Source organism: Alteromonas sp. ABV4_515 (genome assembly GCF_056160345.1).
Window position 1 is genome coordinate 181,393 of sequence record NZ_JBSWWZ010000001.1, and the last position, 19,631, is coordinate 201,023.

Below are 19,631 nucleotides of genomic sequence, written 5' to 3' on the forward strand. Positions count from 1 at the left end.
GCTTTTGGCGATATACAACAGCTCCAACCCATAACCTTTAAGAGACAGACGGGCTATGCCATCTGTAAAAAGTCTTAAAGACCTACAGTACCTTTATCAACAGATACGCCAGCGCCCATAGTGGTGCTCAGGCTTACCTTCTTGATGTACAGGCCTTTAGCTGAAGAAGGCTTAGCTTTCTTCAGTGCTTCCAGAAGGGCTTCCAGGTTCTCTTGAATCTGGTTAGCTTCGAAAGCAATCTTGCCGATGCTAGCGTGGATGATACCGTTCTTATCGTTACGGTAGCGAACCTGACCAGCTTTAGCATTCTTAACTGCAGTTGCAACGTCAGGCGTTACAGTGCCAGTTTTAGGGTTAGGCATCAGGCCACGTGGACCTAAGATTTGACCCAGTTGGCCAACAACGCGCATTGCGTCAGGGCTAGCAACTACTACGTCAAAGTCCATCTCCCCAGCTTTAACTTTCTCAGCCAGGTCGTCCATACCTACGATGTCCGCACCTGCTTCTTTAGCAGCTTCAGCATTTGCACCTTGAGTGAATACTGCAACGCGAACGTCTTTACCAGTACCGTTAGGCAGTACAGTTGCACCACGTACGTTTTGGTCAGATTTCTTCGCATCGATACCCAAGTTGATAGCAACGTCTACGCTTTCTGCGAACTTAGCAGTAGCCAGTTCTTTCAGCAGAGCAACGGCTTCGTTGAAATCGTAATCTTTAGTCGCGTCTACTTTCTCGCGGATCAGGCGAGCGCGTTTAGTCAATTTAGCCATTCGATTAACCCTCTACGTTCAGACCCATGGCGCGAGCAGAACCCGCGATAGTGCGTACAGCAGCGTCCAGAGAAGCAGCAGTCAGATCAGGCTCTTTAGTCTTGGCAATTTCTTCCAATTGAGCGCGAGTAACAGTACCAACTTTCTCAGTGTTAGGACGGCCAGAACCACTCTTGATGCCAGCTGCTTTTTTCAGCAGGTAAGACGCGGGAGGAGTTTTGGTTTCGAATGTGAAAGAACGGTCTTCGTATACAGTAATTTCTACTGGTACCGGAGCGCCTTTCTCAAGACTTTCAGTTTTTGCGTTGAAAGCCTTACAGAATTCCATGATGTTCACACCATGCTGACCCAGTGCAGGACCAACTGGTGGAGAAGGGTTAGCAGCGCCAGCTGCAACCTGAAGCTTAATTAAGCCAGTTACTTTCTTAGCCATTTTAATGCTCTCGTTAGTGGGTATAACGCCTCGTAAATACTCGAGAATATTTACTCAATCGGCTTCCCGTTCGGTTTCGAAGGGCGCGTAATGTACAACAAATGTTCGGATAACACAACCCTGCAGTGTAAAAAAGTCGCTATGCGCGATAAAAAATAACGTCCATCAGTTCAGTACTCATCACTGACAAACGTGGGCACAATTTAATCGCTCAATAATGGGCAACTCAATAAGATAAGGATATTAAGTATGAAAGTTTTATCAAATGATGAAGTTCACGAGATTAGCGGCGGCTTTGTATTGCCTTTCGCGGTAGAGGTAGGTTTAGGTATTCTTACATACGTTGGGGCTATTGATGCAGCTCGATCGTTTGGAGAAGGTCTTGGTTCTGGATTTTATGATGGCGTAAACGAAAGGGATTAAATCATGTATCAGATTACTGAAGAACAAATATCTCAAGTATCTGGTGCAGCCGATACTTGGGAAGATATAGGTTACGCTGTAGGTTACGCATTCGGGTATTTTTACAGAAACGTAATGATTGGTAACGGCGTTGTTGATGATATAGCTGAAGTCGTTATTGAAGATTAATTTAGTAAAAAGTTTATTAGGTTCAATATGAAAAAACTGATTTTTATTTTGCTTGGTTATGCTGTCTTTGAAATGTTGGACGGCCTCTATCAGCGCTTTCAGGGCGCGACGCATAGTGAAGCGATTATCCATTATATCTATGCTTTCGTGATTGCAAACGTTGCTGTTAGCCTGAGTATTTACCTTCGCCTATCGAAGCCTAAAACAGAGACAAGCGAAATCTAATCAGTGCCTTTAAAACAAAAACCCAGCCTGAGCTGGGTTTTTCAATTTTGCTTGGAAAACTTCGATTAGCCTTTTTCGACCTGACCGAATTCCAAATCTACCGGCGTAGAACGGCCGAAAATCAATACTGATACTTTCACGCGGCTCTTTTCGTAATCCACTTCTTCGACAACGCCGTTGAAGTCTGCGAAAGGACCGTCGGTAACACGAACCACTTCGCCTGGTTCGAACAATGTTTTTGGTCTTGGCTTGTCAGTATTCTCTTCCAGACGGTTAAGAATCGCGTCTGCTTCACGCTTAGTGATAGGCATAGGACGGTCAGACGTACCACCAATGAAGCCCAGTACACGCGGTACACTTTTCACTAAGTGCCATGACTGTTCGTTCATTTCCATTTCTACCAATACGTAACCTGGGTAGAATTTACGCTCAGACTTACGTTTCTGCCCTGCGCGCATTTCAACAACTTCTTCAGTAGGTACCAATACCTGGCCAAAGAATTTTTCCATCTCGTGCATCTTGATGTATTCAAGCAGTGTTTTCTTAACACGAGACTCGTACTGTGAATACGCCTGTACCACGTACCAGCGCATCTTGTTTTCAGATGTTTCTTTCTCTGGCGCAGCGGTTTCTGCTGCTGCCTGATTTTCTTCTGGTGTTTGATTTTCTTCAGACATATTACATTCCAATTCCGGTAATGAAGCCAACTAAACGAACGATGATGCCGTCCAGTCCCCACAGCAGAAGTGCCATGATGAGGGTTGCGGCCATAACGATAAGTGTAGTCTGGTTTGTTTCCTGGCGTGTTGGCCAGATAACTTTACGTACTTCCATACGTGATTCTTTGGCGAAGGTCAGAAACGCGCTACCCTTCACTGTTGTTGCCGCAATAAAGCCTGCTACAACCACTACCGCCACAGCAACTAGTGCACGCACCAATACCGAAACCTCACCGTACATGTGGTTTGCAGCAATCAGACCAGCCAGCAATGCAAAGATAACCAGCCATTTCATCATGTCCAACGGATTGGACGTACTTTCCGTTTTTTCGCTCATTTCACGATCCTAGCAATACTGCGACATCAGTCTTTGCGAGATGCTCACAAAGTTAAATTCTGGCAGGGGTGGAGGGACTCGAACCCCCAACCATCGGTTTTGGAGACCGCTGTTCTACCAATTCGAACTACACCCCTGTTGTCAGTACAGACAAATTTCAGTTGCACTACCCTTGTGAATATTTGGCGTTTCTTTAAGGAAAATCGCGGATTCGCAAGGGAGGGACGCGTATTATACCCATCCCGTCCACAGATACAAGCTAACCAGTCACATCTGCTGTAATAGGTATTCCATTTCGTTATTCAACACCAATAAACCCGCCGGTTTGGTGTGCCCATAATTTTGCGTAAATACCATTTTTTTCAACCAGTTCTGTATGAGTACCAGCCTCTATAATTTCACCCTTATCCAGCACCAGCAAACGATCCATTTGTGCGATGGTAGATAACCGATGAGCAATGGCCAGCACAGTCTTATTTTCCATGACAGAATTTAAACAATCCTGAATAGCGGCTTCTACTTCTGAATCCAGTGCCGAGGTCGCTTCATCAAGAATCAAAATTGGAGCATCTTTCAGCAGAACACGGGCAATAGCGATACGTTGGCGCTGACCGCCAGAGAGTTTCACTCCTCGTTCACCCACATGGGCATCGTAGCCGGTACGCCCTTGGCTGTCTGATAACGTCAGAATAAATTCATGGGCTTCAGCCTGCTTTGCTGCGGCAATCACCTCTTCCTCTGTGGCGTCTGTCCGACCATAAATGATGTTATCGCGCACCGAACGATGCATTAGCGAGGTGTCCTGCGTCACCATACTGATTTTTTCGCGCAGGGTTTCCTGTGACACACTCCGAATGGGCTGACCGTCAATAATAATCTGACCGCTGTTGGTGTCGTAAAAGCGCATCAACAGGTTCACCAATGTGGACTTCCCGGCACCAGAACGTCCCACCAGGCCGACTTTCTCACCGGGTTTGACGCTGATGTTCAAATTTCTAAACACGTCTATTGCGCGTTCGTCGCTGCCGATATACGAGAAGTTCACCTTATCGAAGTCGATGGCCCCGCCTTTTACAGTCATTGCGTTGGCATTGTCAGCGTCTTTCACTTCTACCGGCTGAGCAAGGGTATTCATACCATCCTGTACCGTCCCTAGGTTTTCAAATAGCGAGGAGACTTCCCACATGACCCAATGCGACATACCGTTGAGGCGCAGCACCAGACTAATCGCTACGGCAATATCGCCGGGAGAGACAATCTCGTGCATCCACAGGTAAACAGACAGCGCGCCAATGGCAAAAATGAGGATGGCGTTGGCCATTTCCACACAATTTTCCAGAATCGTTACTAACCGCATCTGCGGATAGACCGTCTGCAGGAAGCCGTCCATGCTGTCTTTTGCATAGTCTGCTTCACGACGACTGTGAGAAAACAGTTTTACCGTTGTAATGTTGGTGTAGCTGTCGACTATCCGGCCGGTCATGACCGCTCGGGCATCAGCCTGAGCCTGAGACACCGCTTTCAGTTTTGGCACCAGTACACGCAGAATACATAAATAAACAACGAACCAGATAAGTAACGGTACAGCCAAACGCCAGTCAGTGGAGAAAATTAGCACCACCATGGAGATGAAGTACACACAGATGTACACCATCAGGTCGAGCAATTTCATCACTGTTTCGCGTACCGATAATGCAGTTTGCATTACTTTGGTTGCGACGCGTCCAGCAAATTCGTTATGGAAAAAACTGAGACTTTGCCCGAGTAAATAGCGGTGCGCCTGCCAACGAATGCGCATGGGGTAATTGCCCATCAGCGACTGACGGTTAAACAGTGAGCGCAGCAAAATACAGCCAGGGATCAATAAAACTACGACAAATCCCATTCCCATGAGGGTCCAGAATTCGTCCTGCAGAAAGGTCTCTCGATCATGTTGAGAAAACCAGTCGACGAGTTGACCCAAGAACCCAAATAACGTGACTTCCAAGGCCGCAATCACAGCACTCAGCAGTGACACGATGGCAATAATGCCCCACATCCCCTGAGAGTAGTAACGGCAAAATGCAACAAGCCCCTTCGGCGGTTGCGTTGGGGCTTCGTCTGGGAACGGTTTAGTTAGCCGTTCGAAAAATTGAAACATAGGTGAGCTCGGGAGTTATTCTTTGAACCCTAGCTTAGTGAGGATAGATTGCACTTTTTCAAGATGATCATCCCGCCATTGTGCTAATGATACTGATGAATCCTTTTCATTTCTCTTTTTAGCCGTCTCTAGTACGCTTGCTGCATCTGCCAGTGGAATAACCGCAATTCCCTCTTCGTCAGCAACAATAATGTCACCAGGATTCACGGTTACGCCGCCACATTCAATGGGTTGATTAAGAGGAGAAAGCACTTTTTTGGCGCCCGGCTTAGGGCAAACGCCGCGCGCAAACACAGGAAATGCCATCTCTCGCACTTCCTGTACGTCTCGGATCACGCCGTCGATGATAAATCCTGCCACTCCCCGCTGCTGGGCGATGGCACACACATTTCCACCCGCTAACGCGTACATATCATCGGCTTGGGCAACAATGATGTCGCCAGGATTTGCGCGATATATTGCCGCATGAAGCATGAGGTGATCGCCGGGTTCACACTTTACCGTGAAGGCGGGCCCCGCAATGCGTGGAACAGGTTGCCAAAGTGAATGGATGTCGTAATGAATAAACTGACTACGTGGCAATGCATCGGCATAATCGCACACAGAAACGGATAAAAACGCATCGTACATGGAGCCTCCTTTTCAGCCTGAGGGGTGAGTTGCTCACTCACACTATATCAGGCTGAAAAATAACCGCTGCCAAAATTCATGAATAGCGGCTATAACTGGCGCTTTCTACCCGTTGTCGGCCAGTTGTTCCATTAACGCCACCGCTTTTTCGGCAGATTTCTCTGGTACAAAGATATGATCGTGAAAGTAAGCGGCAACTACGTTGGCGCTAATGCCGTGCGCTGCCAACTGAGTAGAAATTGCGGCGGTCATGCCGACCGCTTCAAGACTCGAATGAACTTTGCAAATGATCTGACGATAGTAACCGTCATACGCATAGCCTAGCTGGTCTGCCAAATCGGCATCAAGAATAAAGGTCGTTCCTTCTGTTTCTTTGAATACACAGAGCGCTTGTTCATACAGAGATGGACTTAGGGAGTCCGGCAAAGTGACAAACACATAGCGATTTTCAGCCAGTACAGGACACAAGTTAGCCAGCAGATTATCTAAAGAGGTTTCACCAATAGCCATTGTACAAACCTGCTAAAGCTTACGTGCGCGAACGCGCTTCCCTTTGATTCTGCCTTCCCGGAACAACTTCAGAGCCCGTTTCGCACTGCGCTCTTTAACAGACACGAAACTTTGTGAGTTTTGAACCTGAATTTTACCGATATCTTCAGCAGCAATGTCCGCATCTTTCACTAGCGAACCAAGAAAGTCACCTGGACGAAGCTTCTCTTTTTTACCTGCATTCACGTGCAGACAAACAAACACTGGCTTTGTGATACGGTTTGCATGGAAGCGTAAGCTTTGCGCCCCTTTCACCGGAATTTTAATTTCTGCAAAGGCTTCAATTTTGTCGAAATGGTCTTGTTCACGATCGCTGACCAGTGTTACAGCGAGGCCTTTAGCACCCGCGCGACCGGTACGCCCAACTCGATGAGTGTGGGTATCGGCATCTTCGCTCACATCAACATTAATCACACAATCGACTTCTTTGATATCGAGACCACGGGCAGCAACATCTGTTCCTACCAGCACCGAAAGGGCCTCTGCAGCAAAACGCGCCAGTACATCAGTTCGCTCACGTTGCTCCATTTCGCCTTGCAGCCCTGCCACGGAAAAGCCAGCGGCAGCCAACTCTTCCACCACTTCTGTCACTCTTTTACGGGTATTACAGAACAAAATAGCTTTTGTTGGTTGAATGGTAGTTAACACCGCTTTTAACGCATTAAGACGCGTATGCTCTTCTACCGAATACGCTTGCTGCTCGATATCGGGGTTGGCCACAATGTCAGCTTTAGCAGTGAACGAGAGCGGGTCGGCAAGGTATTTATTTGCCATTCGTTTGATGCCGTCGGTCCAGGTAGCGGAAAACAGCAATGTTTGTACGGGCTCTGCGGTATACGAAAAAATTTCATCGACATCATCGGAAAAGCCCATATCCAGCATGCGGTCGGCTTCATCTAACACCCGCGACGACACTTCGCTTAAATCAATACGCTTTTTCTGTAGGTGATCAAGAATACGACCTGGCGTTCCCACAATGACATGGGCGCCATGTTTAAGCGACTGAATTTGCGGCCCCATTGGCTCACCACCGCATAGCGTCAGCACTTTTAAATTAGGCATACACTGCCCTACGGCGCGATATTGCTCAGCGACCTGGGCGGCCAACTCACGAGTTGGGCACAACACCACCACCTGAGTCGCAAAACGGGTGACTTCTACTTTATTAAGCGTTGCCACCGCAAACGCGACGGTTTTTCCGCTACCGGTTTGACCCTGTGCCATAATATCGCGGCCATTCAGGGCGTCAGGTAATGTGCCCGCCTGCACCGGAGTCATGGAAGGAAAGCCCAGTCTTTCTAACGACTGACTTAAAGAAGAAATAATGCCGGTGAGTTGGTTAAATTGTGTCATTCTAATTGTTCGTTACTGTAAAGATAGATGATGCCATCCCTGACTGAAAATGCAGTGTTGTTTCTCAGATTGATATCTGAAACCCAACGTTCTGCCCATTGCACGTATTTGTCTTCGCTTTTTACTTTTTTAGCTGCCGCCGTTAATTTTTCCACCAACGCCATACTGGTGCCCGGTTTAGATAGCACTAACCAGGTAGTAACTTCCTGGTAAGGATAGTCCATCGAAATGTCCTGACACGAAGACTGAACCTGACGACATCCTACCCTTAACGTCCAGGGTGAGGTGAAAACGAAATCAACGTCATCGTTATACAGGGCGCTAATGGTTGCTCCCCAGGAATCATATTCAAGGGTAGGCAAATTGGCGGCGGCAGCAATTTCAGCACGAAAATCGTGTTTTAAGGTACCCACGATTTTGCCTGTTGGTATTTGGTCTATTCCTGCCCCCGCTGACTCACCCAGTCCAAAGAGCCCATAGGTGTTTCGGGTTATTGGGGTAATCCAGTGGAAGCGCTCTTCCCGCTCAGCCGTTCGCGCTACTGCAAAAGACAACACATTAGGCTTATGCAGGGTCTCCCGCAACAGTCGTTGCCACGGTACCGCCAATACCGACGCACTGATGTTGGCCTCGCCCAGTACTCTTCTAACTAAGTCAGCATTGTAGCCAACCATTTCGTTAATGGAATTCAACTTGGCGAAATCGCCTGATAACTCTCCTAACACCCAAAGATGTTCGTTCTTTGGTGCTTCACCGTTATCAACAACAAAAAGCACGCCATTTTCCAATTGTCCCGACAAACCTGATGTCGCCAGTTGTTGATTAACCTTTTCGGTTAGCGTTTCGAATTGCTGTTGAGATTTGAATTTTGCCGCAGCCGCGCTAAGTACATTGGCAAGTTCCGCGTTCTCTGGCACTTTGGGTAGCACGATATAACTAACAACCGTGCTTCGAGTATAGATGGGGTTCAGTTCACTACAGTCCATGTGTGCGTTTTCACACATTAACCTTAGGCCAGCAGAGGAATATAAAAGCGCACTAACCCTGTCGGCGAGTAATAATTCTATGGCTTGTTCCCAACTGTTAACCGCGAGAATATCGGCGACTTCCGCTTGTTCAAGCAAGGTATGACGGTAATCATTTCGACGAACGGCGACACCCGATAATTCAGAAAGCGAGGTAATGCCCGTTTCAGCCAACTGGCTATTGGCTTTCACATAAACATGATTGGGAATAGCCGTAACCGGCGATATCCAGTAATACTGATCTTCTCGTTCAGGTGTTCTGACCAGCGACGCGCCCAATTGAGCGGGGTTATTTTTAAGGTCGGTTAGCATTCGAGCGAGGGGTTCAGGGCGGATCTGACCTTCAAGCTCGGCTTCTTCAAGCATGCCCCGAATGAGATCGACGGTGTATCCTGAAAGTTCACCATTTGCATTCACCTCATTAAACACCGGTACCGGCGTAACAATGATAGAAATGGCGTCTGCACGGGCATCGAACACCGTGCAGCAATATATCAGAACACAACAGGCGAACCGGCTCAGGCCAGAGACTGCTCCAGTTTCCATTTTAAGGTCTTCCCTGCATAGAAAGGCACCATTTCGGAGCCATCAGCTAACGTTACCACCTCTGGTACCTGCCAAGAAGAATTTACCAGTGTAATAGTGCCCTCATTTACGGGTAAACCGTAAAACGCCGCACCATGCAGACTGGCAAAGCCCTCGAACTTATCGAGAATACCTAACTCATCAAATATTTCTGCATAGAGTTCAATGGCGCTCCATGCGCTGTAGCATCCTGCACATCCGCATGCATTTTCTTTGCGGTGTTTAGCGTGCGGCGCAGAGTCGGTGCCTAAAAAGAACTTTGGTGAACCCGTTGCCACGGCTTCCTGCAACGCCTTTTGATGGGTATTTCGTTTCAACACAGGCAAACAGTAGTTGTGCGGACGAACGCCCCCAACGAGCAAGTCATTTCGGTTCAGCAATAAGTGCTGCGGTGTGATAGTGGCTGCTACGTTGTCGCCAGACGCCATAACAAATTCGGCCGCATCGGCTGTGGTGATATGCTCAAAAACCACTTTCAAATTCGGGAATGCATCCACAATCGGACGAAGATGAGTGTCGATAAACACCTTTTCACGGTCGAAGATATCAATATGGTTCTCGGTAACCTCACCATGAATAAGTAACAGGACACCCTGTTCCTGCATGGCTTCAAATACCGGGTAAAGTGCCTCGATACCTTTTACGGCAGCGTCAGAGTTGGTGGTGGCACCTGCTGGATACAGTTTGCAAGCCACAACACCCGCGGCTTTTGCATCGGCGATGTCCTGCGGCGTGGTTTGGTTTGTCAGGTACAGTGTCATCAACGGCTCAAACTGACTACCGGCAGGTCGAGCCGCTTCAATACGTTGCTTATATGCCATCGCCATTTCAGCGTTAGTCACAGGCGGAACTAAGTTAGGCATCACAATAGCACGGGCGAAACACCGTGCAGTGGCGGGTACAGTTTCAGCCAGCATCTCGCCATCGCGGAAATGGAGGTGCCAGTCATCAGGGGTACGAATGGTAAGCGTTTGCATCGTTTAAAATTTGCCTGTGTAAATAACATCTGATGCAATTATGCCTGATTAGAAACAATGCTGCATCCAATCAGGCATGGCTTTTCGCGTAAACTTGAGGATTTGTTAGATCAGGATTTTTTCGTGTAGGCAGCAATGATTACGATGCGAGTACCGTTTACCCGGCCTTCGATGTGCAGCGGATTGTCGCTAAGGCCAATGTTGCGAACAGCCGTACCACGCTTAGCAGTAAAGGTAGCACCTTTTACGTTTAAGTCTTTCACAAGATGAACCGTATCACCGGCAGCCAGCGGCGTACCGTTGCAGTCGAGGGTTGGCTCACGGTTTAAATCAACCAATCCTGCTTCACCCCACTCACGAACGTTATCTTCCAGATAAGCAATATCCAAAAGATCCTGCGCCCAAGATTCTGATTTCAACTTGTTGAGCATCCGCCAGGCAATTACCTGTACCGGTGCTGTAGGCGACCAGATTGCATCATTCAGGCAGCGCCAGTGAGCCACGTCTACATCGGCTTCACCGTTTAACTGATCGCGACAAACCTGGCAGGCAGCGATATGTGTGTCGGCTTCGCTGTCTGGGGAAAAAGGCACTTCGTACAGTGCAACAACATCTTTACTGCCACATAGTTCGCAGGTATTACCTGCGCGATCCATCACACGATTTTCCACATTTTACTCCGGTAGAAAAAGCCGCAATTGTAGCAGGGTTTTTCATGTCGCGGAGAAAATTCAGTAATCTATTGATCTTGCTCTACATAAATTAATTTGCTGGTATCAAAGCCCAGTGAATCCGCTTTGCCAACGAGTTCCTTCAACGTGGCTTCATCTAATTCAGGCGTTCTGGACAGCACCCATAGGTAATCCCTGTCTGGCCCGGTTACCATGGCGTAGCGATAGTCTTTGTCCAATTCAACAATGATATAGCTAGCGTAAAAAGGCCCAAAGAAAGACACCTTTAAAAAGCCCGTATCTGCGTCTTCAACAAAATAGGCTTTACCTTCCGCTTCTTCCCATTTTCCACTTTCACGGTTAAAGCCGCGATTTACCACGGTTACCCCGCCATCTTCACGTAAACTGTACGAGGCCGTTACGCGACTCAAACCTTCTTCAAAAGAATGGGGTAAGCGGACAATTTCGTACCAGGAACCAAGATATTGCTGCAGTTCAAAGTCGACTACCGGCTCAACGCCGTCAGGCTTCGACGTACACGCAGACAAGGAGAAGAAACAAGCAAACAAAAGCGCCAGTGAACGCATGGAAAACTCCATTTCGGTTGATGCACAAAAAAGGTTGTAAATAACTCACACATATATGCGATACATGAGAAAAAAGATCCATTCCATTACATTCGATTGCAGGCTACTTTCGTCTGTCAAAAAACGTGGTACTCTGACCTATCAACAGGTTACAGGATTAATTATGCTGGAAGATTACTTCGCTGACGCAAGCCGTCTGGTTTATGGGTGTATGGGATTAGGCGGAGACTGGGATTCATCACCAGTGACCGCTGCACACATTAAGCAGGCTGAAGACATGATTGAAACTGCGCTGGATAATGGCATCACCGTATTTGACCATGCTGACATCTACACCCTCGGCAAAGCTGAACAGGCTTTTGGTCAGGTGTTGAAAAACACCCCGTCACTCCGAGACAAAATGATACTGCAGTCAAAATGTGCTATCCGCTTTGCCGATGATGCAGGACCAAAGCGTTATGACTTTTCTGCAGCCTGGATCACGGGGTCTGTGGAAGACATTTTACAGCGTTTAAACATTGAGCAATTAGACGTACTGCTTTTACACCGCCCTGATCCACTGATGGAACTGGATGAAGTTGCCACTGCGATCAGTGATTTACAAGCCAGCGGAAAAATTAAGCATCTTGGTGTATCCAATATGCATGGCCACCAAATCAACTATCTGCAAAGCGCGCTGGGCACCCCGGTAGTCGCTAATCAACTGGAGATGAGCTTGGCTTTCCGCGACTGGCTGGAAGACGGCATTACCACCAATAGCGCGCTCAATCGCCAAATTGGCTATGCTCCAGGTACGTTGGAATACTGCATGATGAATAATGTGCAGTTGCAAGCTTGGGGTAGTCTGGCTCAGGGTAAGTTTACCGGCGGGAAAGCGGAGTTTGAAGAAGAGGTAGCTACCGCAGCTTTGGTGAGTGAACTGGCTGCAGAATACGGTGTTTCCGCAGAAGCCATTGTCCTTGGGTGGTTAATGCGCCATCCAGCGAACATTCAGCCAGTTATCGGCACCACCAATCTCACCCGCATCCGTAATTGTGTTCAGGCAAATTCGGTAAATCTAAGCCGGGAGCATTGGTATGCCTTACTCGAATCTGCACGCGGCAGCGATGTGCCATAAGGAAAAATATGTTAGATGGATTTCACCACGTCGCTGTTATTTGCAGCGACTATCCTACATCCAAAGCGTTTTACACAGAAACGCTTGGGTTCACCGTTCTCGATGAGAATTATCGGGAAGCCAGAGATTCGTACAAATGTGACCTGGTCCTGCCTGACGGTTCACAAATCGAGTTATTTTCATTTCCTGGCGCCCCCGCTCGCCCTTCACGCCCGGAGGCCCAAGGCTTAAGGCACCTGGCCTTTCGAGTTCAGGATATTGATGCGGCCGTGACTACGCTTACAAGCAAGCATGTAGAGTGTGAAGATATTCGCACAGACCCCTACACTGGCAAGCGCTTCACCTTTTTTCAGGACCCTGACGGTCTGCCTCTTGAGCTATACGAAATAAGTTGACGGTGAGCACCGTCAACGTCTTAGCTATCTAACAAAGCCAGCGCACCCAGTAATCCTGAGCGCGTGCCCAGACCGGGTAATACAATAATATCGTTCAGCCCGGTTCCATCTGGAAAAACAATGTAGTCAGCCAGACTGTCAGACGTTTTAGCGATGATCTTCTCCAGCATGCCGTCTTTCTGCATAACGCCGCCGCCAAATACAATTTTTTCGGCGCTGAAACCTACCAGTAGGTTATGACTAAGCTGTGCCAGTACATCAGCGAGTTTGTCCCACGCCTCATGATCATCACCGAGGGTTTCTGACGGTTGCCCCCAGATTTTACCTAATGCGGCGCCAGACGCTAAACCTTCAACACAGTTACCATGGAACGGGCAAACCCCTTCGATGCCTGCCGGCGGAATGACCTTAAAGTGGCCGATTTCCGGGTGAACCAAACCATGTAGCGGTTTGCCGTTAATGACGACACCGCCGCCGACGCCGGTCCCTACAGTGACATAAATCACCACATTGGCGTTTTGACCGGCCCCCCAACGATGCTCTGCCATCGCTGCCGCGTTCACATCGGTATCAATGGCAACCCGACATCCAAGGGCGTCACCTAGATAGGGTGCCACGGATGTAAAGCTCCAGTTCGGTTTTGGCGTTTTGGTTATGTAGCCCCAATAGGTCGAATCGGATTTTAGATCCAGCGGACCAAAACTGGCGATGCCCATTTCACTGAAATCTCTTCCAAGTGTTTTTTGATGCTTGAAGAAGTCCACGCAGGCCGAAAGGGTCTCGGCCGGCGTGGTGGTGGGGACTCGTAGTTCTTCAACAATGTTCCGATTTTCATCGACAATCGCACAATTAAATTTTGTACCACCGGCTTCGATGACAGCATAAAACGGATCACGCAGTGCCATAGTCACTCGCCTCAATTTGTTGCAGCCTTTGCTGCGTGGGGTTACGAAGATAATTAAATAATAATCCGACAAACAGTAGCGAAGCGAAACCTGTAGCAACGATAAAACCATACTTCGCATCGCCACCCATTGCATCACTCACTACGCCCATGATGAACGGCCCAGCAGCGGCACCGGCGGCAGTGAAAAACAGGATGACGCCCGCCACCGACCCATGTTGGTGACGAGGGAAGCAACTAATACCTTTTGAATTAAACGTGGGATAAATGACTGACATAAAGATGCCGGTCAATGGGAAGAGATACAATGCCACTTGTTTGCCGCCAACCAGACCGCCAACAAAGCAAACCAGAATGGCACCACTGAATAACAGTAACACCAGCGCCCAATTGAAATGCGCCATCATCCAAATACCGACAAAACGTCCGGCAGCTCTAAGAATAAAGAACGCAGTCACTGAATAAATGGCTAACGTACGGGCTGCACCGTCACTGTAACAGTCGTAGGTCGCTTTCAATGAAGTGGCATCGCACACCAGATAACTTGGCATCCACACATAAATTGCACTTTCAGCGGCAACATACAAAAACGCGCCAACAGAGAAGCCCAGTGCGTAAGGGTTTTTGACCAGCGCCAAACTCTGACGCACGGTAACCTTTTCGCCGTTGTTGTGGGCAGAAGGTTGATAAGTGGGATACTTCACCCATACAGCAACAACAATGAGCAAGGTACAAATACCACCAGCAATAATATAGAGATACTGCCAAGGCACGCCTTTATGGATAAGGTAAGCCACAATAAGGGGGCCGATAATAGCGCCGACGCCAAAAAATGCTTCAGCACCGTTCATCGTTGCGGTGTGTTGCTTAGTTGAACCAGAGATATCACCAATAAGTGCCAGGGCGCCGGTCTTGAATATACCCACAGCGATACCGGATAAGGTCATCAGGCTAACAATAAACACAAAATTGTTGGCCATAAAAAAGCTGTAGCATGCCAGCCCAAAAACACTCAAACCAATAACGATGGTGGTCTTTCGCCCTAACCTGTCAGCCAGGAATCCGAGCAATAATCCGGACAGTGCAATGCCAAGCATGGGCAGAGAATGCATCAGACTGGCCTGCGCGTTAGTTACTTCAAAGGCAACTTTCACTTCTTTTATAATTTCACCCACTGAATCAGATGTCATCGCAAACATCATGAACATCAGATAAGTTAACCAGCGTATAAATTGACTGTTAGATTGCTGCATACTGCCGCCTCTGAAATAATTGGTCGAGCCGCCGACCCATTAACATAGTTTTATCATCACATAAGAAACAATTAGCACGCATTATTTCTTTGTCACAAACCCTATCGCTCTGCACAACCTGTAGCTACTGAGCAAAAAGGCATTTATAAAATTTTGCAAAAACAACTTAATCGTTTAAGATAAAGTAACAGACATGGTTAAATCTGTAAACATCGTTGTGAATTTTATGTGAACGAAGCAAGTCTAATTCGATACTGTTTCGTCCGGGAGTTGAAAATGAATTACGCCGCAGACAGCAAACAGTGTTTAGAAAGAATAGTAGAGTCCCTCGACCTGTCTATGCTGAGTAAGCGCGACAGCGCGCTGTTTCTAAAACGCCTAGAGCAACACTTTCCTGCATTATTCGAGCGCTATACGACTGTCTACGGCCATCAGTTTGACTGCTATTATCATTTGCAAAAACTGGTCGAGTTGCTTCGCGACGGCACTAAGAGCCGCAAGGCGAAATTAAAGCAGCAAGATACCGCAAAGGAAAAAAATCCTCTGTGGTATCGCAGCGAAGAACAAGTCGGCATGGCATGCTATGTGGACTTAATCGGCCCCACTCTTAAAGATCTGCATCAAAAAATCCCGTACTTCAAAGCTCTGGGGGTAACGTATGTTCACCTCATGCCATTGTATGCTTCTCCGGAAGGTGACAGTGATGGCGGCTACGCGGTATCTGATTATCGTAAAGTTAACCCTTCGCTGGGTACCATGAAGGAATTGGAAGCCCTGTCGACGGCACTGCTTGATGAAGGCATCGACTTGGTGCTGGACTTTGTATTTAACCATACGTCAGATGAGCACCCGTGGGCCAAAGCCGCGTTGGATGGTGAGAAAAATTACCAGAATTTCTACTATCTGTTTGATGACCGCACGGTGCCTGACCTCTACGAGCAACATCTTCGCGAAATTTTTCCGCAAGTACGCCGTGGTAGTTTCACCTTTAATGAAACGATGCAAAAGTGGGTGTGGACGACCTTTAATAGCTTCCAGTGGGATTTGAATTACAGCAACCCAGCTGTTTTTAATGCCATTGTGGGTGAAATGCTATTCCTCGCCAATATCGGTTGTGCCGGTTTACGCTTAGATGCCCTGGCATTTATCTGGAAAGATCTTGGCACTGACTGCGAAAACCAGCCAAATGCACACCGCTTAATTCAAGCGTTCAATGCTTGTCTGCAAATCGTTGCGCCTGCCGTTGTCTTCAAATCAGAAGCCATCGTTCATCCCGATGAGGTACTCAAGTATATTCATAAAGACGAGTGCCAATTGTCTTACAACCCATTACTTATGGCATTGTTGTGGAATTCGCTGGCAACGCGGAAAACCCGCCTGCTCACCCGCTCGCTTAAAAAGAGTTTCAGTATTCCGCAAAATACTACCTGGGTGAACTACGTTCGCTGCCATGATGACATTGGCTGGACATTTGATGACGGTGTCGCCCACGAACTCGCCATGAATCCACATGATCACCGGTTCTTCCTTAATCAGTTCTTTACTGGGCGCTTCGACGGCTCTTTCGCCAGCGGCGTGCCATTTGCAGAAAACCCATCCAATGGAGACTGCCGCGTATGTGGCTCACTGGCCTCGTTGTGTGGGCTTGAAAAAGCACTGATCATTCTTGACCCTGCTGAAATAGAGTTGGCGATTAAACGCATGCTTTTACTCTATGGCATCACATTCTCCATTGGCGGCATTCCACTGCTTTATTCCAGCGACGAGTTAGGTTTGTTGAATGACTACAGCTATCGCGAGGACCCGAGTAAAAAGCATGATGATCGCTGGGTAAATCGTATTGCGGTAACCAACGAGCAAATAGCTAACGTGCTGAACCAAAAAGCCGATCCGGCTGATTTACGACATGCCTGCCAGCGCACTGTTTTTAATGGCCTCACTAATATGCTGGCCATAAGAAAGCAAAATGCCATTTTTGGTGATGCCAATACCCAGATTCTGGATACAGGGAATGTGCATTGTTTTGGATTTGTTCGTTACAACCGCGCGGGTGAAAAGCTACTTGGCCTTTGTAACTTCAGTGAACAACAACAGAATATAAGCGGAGACATTCTGACGACGGTTCAACGTCGTGCGAAAAAGGATTTGCTGTCTGACGGTCAGCTCACCGGCAATGAAAACACACTCACCCTTGAACCTTATCAACTTTCCTGGTGGATAACTGACGCTAAATAGCGTCAGTTTCGGTTATTTTTTCCACAAACGAAACTTTCGCTGCATTTTATCGTAATGAATTGAAAATTTGTGGTGAATGGTTCTTTACAATTCTGTAATTGCGCTATACTTGCCCACATGCCGCTTTTTATCGTTTGTTAAAGCCGTCAAACAAGACGGATGCAGTTTGCAAAATGATAAACAGCACCAGGATACTGAGCGGTACTGCATGTTGTCACACATTTTGCAGTAACGATTTCACGGATTAGAAATCGGATTATCATCTACGATTAAGGAATTATTATGAATGCTACCCACGAGCAAGAATATCTCTGCCCGCACTGTGGTCATATCAACGCGCTTCAATTAGATACACTCCGCGAGATGTATCAGGAAAAATATACCCAGTGTGCGAAATGTGACTCCAGGTTAGAAATTGTCCCTGCCGACGGTATCGGCGAAAAAATCAATTTGATTGTATCCTTAGCCTCTTCTGAAATTGCTTACAGATAAGCTTTCTTCTTCATTTTCTCGAATCAATCAGCAAAAAAAAGCCTGACTCAAGAATCAGGCTTTTTTAATATTTATTTTCAACTAGTTGCGGAAGAAATCTTGTCTCAGTAGTGGGTCGGTGAGGAACTGACCACCAAGCGCTGATGTGCGCGTATAGGAATTCGTATCCCGAATACCCCGCGCTTTTACGCAATAGTGCGTAGCATTAATCGTCACGGCTACATCTTCGGTTCCCGCAAGGGTTTGAATAGCGACCAACACCTGCTGTGTTAAACGCTCCTGAACCTGAGGGCGCTGTGCAAAGAAACCGACAAGGCGATTCAGTTTTGATAGCCCAATTACCGTATCCTTTGGAATATAAGAAACCGTTGCTGTGCCATCAATAGTGACAAAGTGATGTTCACAGGTGCTCGTTAAACTAATATCCGAAACCTGAACCGGCTGATTAAGCTGCATCTTGTTTTCGATAACCGTAATTTTAGGAAAGTTACGGTAGTCCAGGCCACTGAAAATTTCATTCACGTACATTTTGGCAATACGTGCTGGGGTATCAGCCAGGCTGTCGTCTGCGCGGTCGAGGCCTAACGTATCCATAATGTCAGTCATAGCGGCTTCTATCCGTGCGCGTTTTTCATCATCAGATAAGCCGTTACGCACCATTGGCGTTTCCAGACCTTTATCTTCAAGTGCCTTTCTTACCATGATCGCCGAAGCCGACAATCCAGGTTCAAGTGCATCACGTACTACCACTGCTTCATTTGATAACATTAACAATTTCCGAAATAGCCTGATTGAGATTTAACGTAAAGGCTATAATTACAGACCACTTAAATTCATTAGATGACAAATGTTTCATATTGGACATTTAATCACCCAAGGAGTTCGATTTGCCTAATCCAGTGCTCATCACCGGCGCTTCCCAGCGTGTTGGCTTAGCTCTGGCAGAAAACCTGCTGAGCAACAATTATCCTGTAATTGTAACATACCGCACCCATAAAGCCTCAATAGCACAGCTTGAAAAAGCCGGGGCAGTGGCAATTTGCGCGGATTTTAGCACCGACCAGGGCATAGCGGAATGCATTAAAGCGGTGAAAAAGCACACAACGGGCTTACGCGCCATCATTCACAATGCGTCGGAATGGAGCTCTGAAAAAAACACCAATGACTACGCCAGTCTTTTTGACAGTATGATGCAAGTACATGCGAAAACGCCCTATTTAATGAATATGGGCTTAAAAGCGTTACTCAATACTCAGCAGGAAGCGGCAGACATTATTCATATCACCGACTTTGTTCAGTCTGTCGGCAGCGAGAAGCACCTAGCCTATGCCGCCAGCAAAGCCGCGCTGCATAATCTCACGCTGTCTTTTGCGCAAATGCTAGCGCCCCATGTAAAAGTTAATACCATCGCCCCAGCCCTGTTGATGTTTAACGACGGCGACGATGCCGCTTACAAGGAAAAAGCACTGAGTAAATCGCTGATGCAAACTGAGCCTGGCGCGGTAGCGGCCGTTGATGCGGTGAACTATCTGCTTAACAGCACGTACGTTACCGGAGAAACCTTACATGTAAACGGCGGGCGCCATCTTAAATTCAACTGATTTCAACGTCATTTGTTTTGGTTGCCGAAAACACTAAGGGTA

Annotated in this window: 23 protein-coding genes and 1 tRNA gene; 8 read left to right on the forward strand and 16 right to left on the reverse strand. The window is 47.5% G+C overall.

Annotated elements, in window-relative coordinates; translation table 11 throughout:
* Positions 1-74: 74 nt before the first annotated feature.
* Positions 75-770, reverse strand: a complete 696-nt coding sequence (rplA, locus tag ACXAGX_RS00710; RefSeq protein WP_070123203.1) for a 50S ribosomal protein L1 — start codon at positions 768-770, stop codon at positions 75-77.
* Positions 771-774: 4 nt separating this feature from the next.
* Positions 775-1,203 (reverse strand): 50S ribosomal protein L11, encoded by a 429-nt coding sequence (gene rplK, locus ACXAGX_RS00715; RefSeq protein WP_070123202.1) that lies wholly within the window; start codon positions 1,201-1,203, stop codon positions 775-777.
* Between the two features lie 249 nt (positions 1,204-1,452).
* Here rplK and ACXAGX_RS00720 point away from each other — a divergent pair, with 249 nt between their 5' ends.
* From ACXAGX_RS00720 to ACXAGX_RS00730, 3 genes are read left to right on the forward strand one after another with little or no spacing between them, the layout of a single operon-like run.
* Complete coding sequence (locus ACXAGX_RS00720) at positions 1,453-1,626, forward strand: hypothetical protein (RefSeq protein ID WP_474821868.1); 174 nt, start codon at positions 1,453-1,455, stop codon at positions 1,624-1,626.
* Positions 1,627-1,629: 3 nt separating this feature from the next.
* Positions 1,630-1,794, forward strand: coding sequence for a hypothetical protein (locus tag ACXAGX_RS00725; protein ID WP_474821871.1), 165 nt, complete (start codon positions 1,630-1,632; stop codon positions 1,792-1,794).
* Positions 1,795-1,821: 27 nt separating this feature from the next.
* Complete coding sequence (locus tag ACXAGX_RS00730; protein WP_474821875.1) at positions 1,822-2,019, forward strand: hypothetical protein; 198 nt, start codon at positions 1,822-1,824, stop codon at positions 2,017-2,019.
* A gap of 65 nt (positions 2,020-2,084) precedes the next feature.
* Here the strand turns inward: ACXAGX_RS00730 and nusG are convergent, their stop codons facing one another.
* The 11 genes from nusG to ACXAGX_RS00785 form a co-directional block, all read right to left on the reverse strand.
* Positions 2,085-2,612, reverse strand: coding sequence for a transcription termination/antitermination protein NusG (gene nusG, locus ACXAGX_RS00735; protein WP_070123215.1), 528 nt, complete (start codon positions 2,610-2,612; stop codon positions 2,085-2,087).
* An 85-nt stretch (positions 2,613-2,697) separates the two neighbouring features.
* Positions 2,698-3,075, reverse strand: a complete 378-nt coding sequence (gene secE / locus ACXAGX_RS00740) for a preprotein translocase subunit SecE (protein ID WP_070123200.1) — start codon at positions 3,073-3,075, stop codon at positions 2,698-2,700.
* A 60-nt stretch (positions 3,076-3,135) separates the two neighbouring features.
* A tRNA-Trp gene (locus ACXAGX_RS00745) sits at positions 3,136-3,212 on the reverse strand.
* 161 nt (positions 3,213-3,373) lie between these two features.
* Positions 3,374-5,215, reverse strand: coding sequence for an ABC transporter ATP-binding protein (locus tag ACXAGX_RS00750; RefSeq protein ID WP_474835984.1), 1,842 nt, complete (start codon positions 5,213-5,215; stop codon positions 3,374-3,376).
* 15 nt (positions 5,216-5,230) lie between these two features.
* Positions 5,231-5,845 (reverse strand): RraA family protein, encoded by a 615-nt coding sequence (locus tag ACXAGX_RS00755; RefSeq protein WP_474821885.1) that lies wholly within the window; start codon positions 5,843-5,845, stop codon positions 5,231-5,233.
* A 105-nt stretch (positions 5,846-5,950) separates the two neighbouring features.
* Positions 5,951-6,355, reverse strand: coding sequence for an ACT domain-containing protein (locus tag ACXAGX_RS00760; RefSeq protein WP_474821889.1), 405 nt, complete (start codon positions 6,353-6,355; stop codon positions 5,951-5,953).
* A gap of 12 nt (positions 6,356-6,367) precedes the next feature.
* Positions 6,368-7,747 carry an ATP-dependent RNA helicase DbpA gene (gene dbpA, locus ACXAGX_RS00765; RefSeq protein WP_474821893.1) on the reverse strand — a complete coding sequence of 460 codons (1,380 nt, stop codon included), beginning with the start codon at positions 7,745-7,747 and terminating at the stop codon, positions 6,368-6,370.
* Complete coding sequence (locus tag ACXAGX_RS00770; protein WP_474821896.1) at positions 7,744-9,318, reverse strand: substrate-binding periplasmic protein; 1,575 nt, start codon at positions 9,316-9,318, stop codon at positions 7,744-7,746. Before ACXAGX_RS00770 ends, dbpA begins: the two co-directional genes overlap by 4 nt.
* The gene (pyrC, locus tag ACXAGX_RS00775; protein ID WP_474821899.1) at positions 9,291-10,334 is read right to left on the reverse strand and encodes a dihydroorotase; all 1,044 of its coding nucleotides are present in this window, start codon (positions 10,332-10,334) and stop codon (positions 9,291-9,293) included. The genes ACXAGX_RS00770 and pyrC overlap by 28 nt, the downstream gene beginning before the upstream one ends.
* A gap of 110 nt (positions 10,335-10,444) precedes the next feature.
* The gene (locus ACXAGX_RS00780; RefSeq protein WP_070123214.1) at positions 10,445-10,990 is read right to left on the reverse strand and encodes a PhnA domain-containing protein; all 546 of its coding nucleotides are present in this window, start codon (positions 10,988-10,990) and stop codon (positions 10,445-10,447) included.
* An 83-nt stretch (positions 10,991-11,073) separates the two neighbouring features.
* Entirely contained in the window at positions 11,074-11,592 is a 519-nt protein-coding gene (locus tag ACXAGX_RS00785) for a lipocalin family protein (protein WP_474821903.1), read from the reverse strand.
* A gap of 166 nt (positions 11,593-11,758) precedes the next feature.
* On the opposite strand from ACXAGX_RS00785, the gene ACXAGX_RS00790 reads away from it, so the two are divergent.
* The gene (locus tag ACXAGX_RS00790) at positions 11,759-12,709 is read left to right on the forward strand and encodes an aldo/keto reductase (RefSeq protein WP_474822452.1); all 951 of its coding nucleotides are present in this window, start codon (positions 11,759-11,761) and stop codon (positions 12,707-12,709) included.
* Positions 12,710-12,717: 8 nt separating this feature from the next.
* A complete protein-coding gene (gene gloA2 / locus ACXAGX_RS00795) occupies positions 12,718-13,104 on the forward strand; it encodes an SMU1112c/YaeR family gloxylase I-like metalloprotein (protein WP_474821906.1) in 387 nt (128 codons plus the stop codon).
* Positions 13,105-13,124: 20 nt separating this feature from the next.
* Here the strand turns inward: gloA2 and ACXAGX_RS00800 are convergent, their stop codons facing one another.
* Entirely contained in the window at positions 13,125-14,009 is an 885-nt protein-coding gene (locus tag ACXAGX_RS00800; RefSeq protein WP_474821909.1) for an ROK family protein, read from the reverse strand.
* A complete protein-coding gene (locus ACXAGX_RS00805) occupies positions 13,996-15,216 on the reverse strand; it encodes an MFS transporter (RefSeq protein WP_474836803.1) in 1,221 nt (406 codons plus the stop codon). The genes ACXAGX_RS00800 and ACXAGX_RS00805 overlap by 14 nt, the downstream gene beginning before the upstream one ends.
* A 321-nt stretch (positions 15,217-15,537) precedes the next feature.
* Between ACXAGX_RS00805 and ACXAGX_RS00810 the strand changes: the two genes are divergently transcribed.
* Together ACXAGX_RS00810 and ACXAGX_RS00815 are read left to right on the forward strand one after the other, a co-directional pair.
* Positions 15,538-17,496 (forward strand): alpha-amylase family protein, encoded by a 1,959-nt coding sequence (locus tag ACXAGX_RS00810; RefSeq protein WP_474835986.1) that lies wholly within the window; start codon positions 15,538-15,540, stop codon positions 17,494-17,496.
* A gap of 282 nt (positions 17,497-17,778) precedes the next feature.
* Positions 17,779-17,988, forward strand: coding sequence for an FmdB family zinc ribbon protein (locus ACXAGX_RS00815; protein WP_474821915.1), 210 nt, complete (start codon positions 17,779-17,781; stop codon positions 17,986-17,988).
* Positions 17,989-18,069: 81 nt separating this feature from the next.
* On the opposite strand, the gene folE is transcribed toward ACXAGX_RS00815, so the two are convergent.
* On the reverse strand, positions 18,070-18,756 hold the full coding sequence (gene folE / locus ACXAGX_RS00820; RefSeq protein ID WP_070123188.1) for a GTP cyclohydrolase I FolE: 687 nt from the start codon (positions 18,754-18,756) through the stop codon (positions 18,070-18,072).
* Positions 18,757-18,875: 119 nt separating this feature from the next.
* On the opposite strand from folE, the gene folM reads away from it, so the two are divergent.
* On the forward strand, positions 18,876-19,589 hold the full coding sequence (gene folM / locus ACXAGX_RS00825; protein ID WP_474821921.1) for a dihydromonapterin reductase: 714 nt from the start codon (positions 18,876-18,878) through the stop codon (positions 19,587-19,589).
* Positions 19,590-19,631 lie beyond the last annotated feature (42 nt).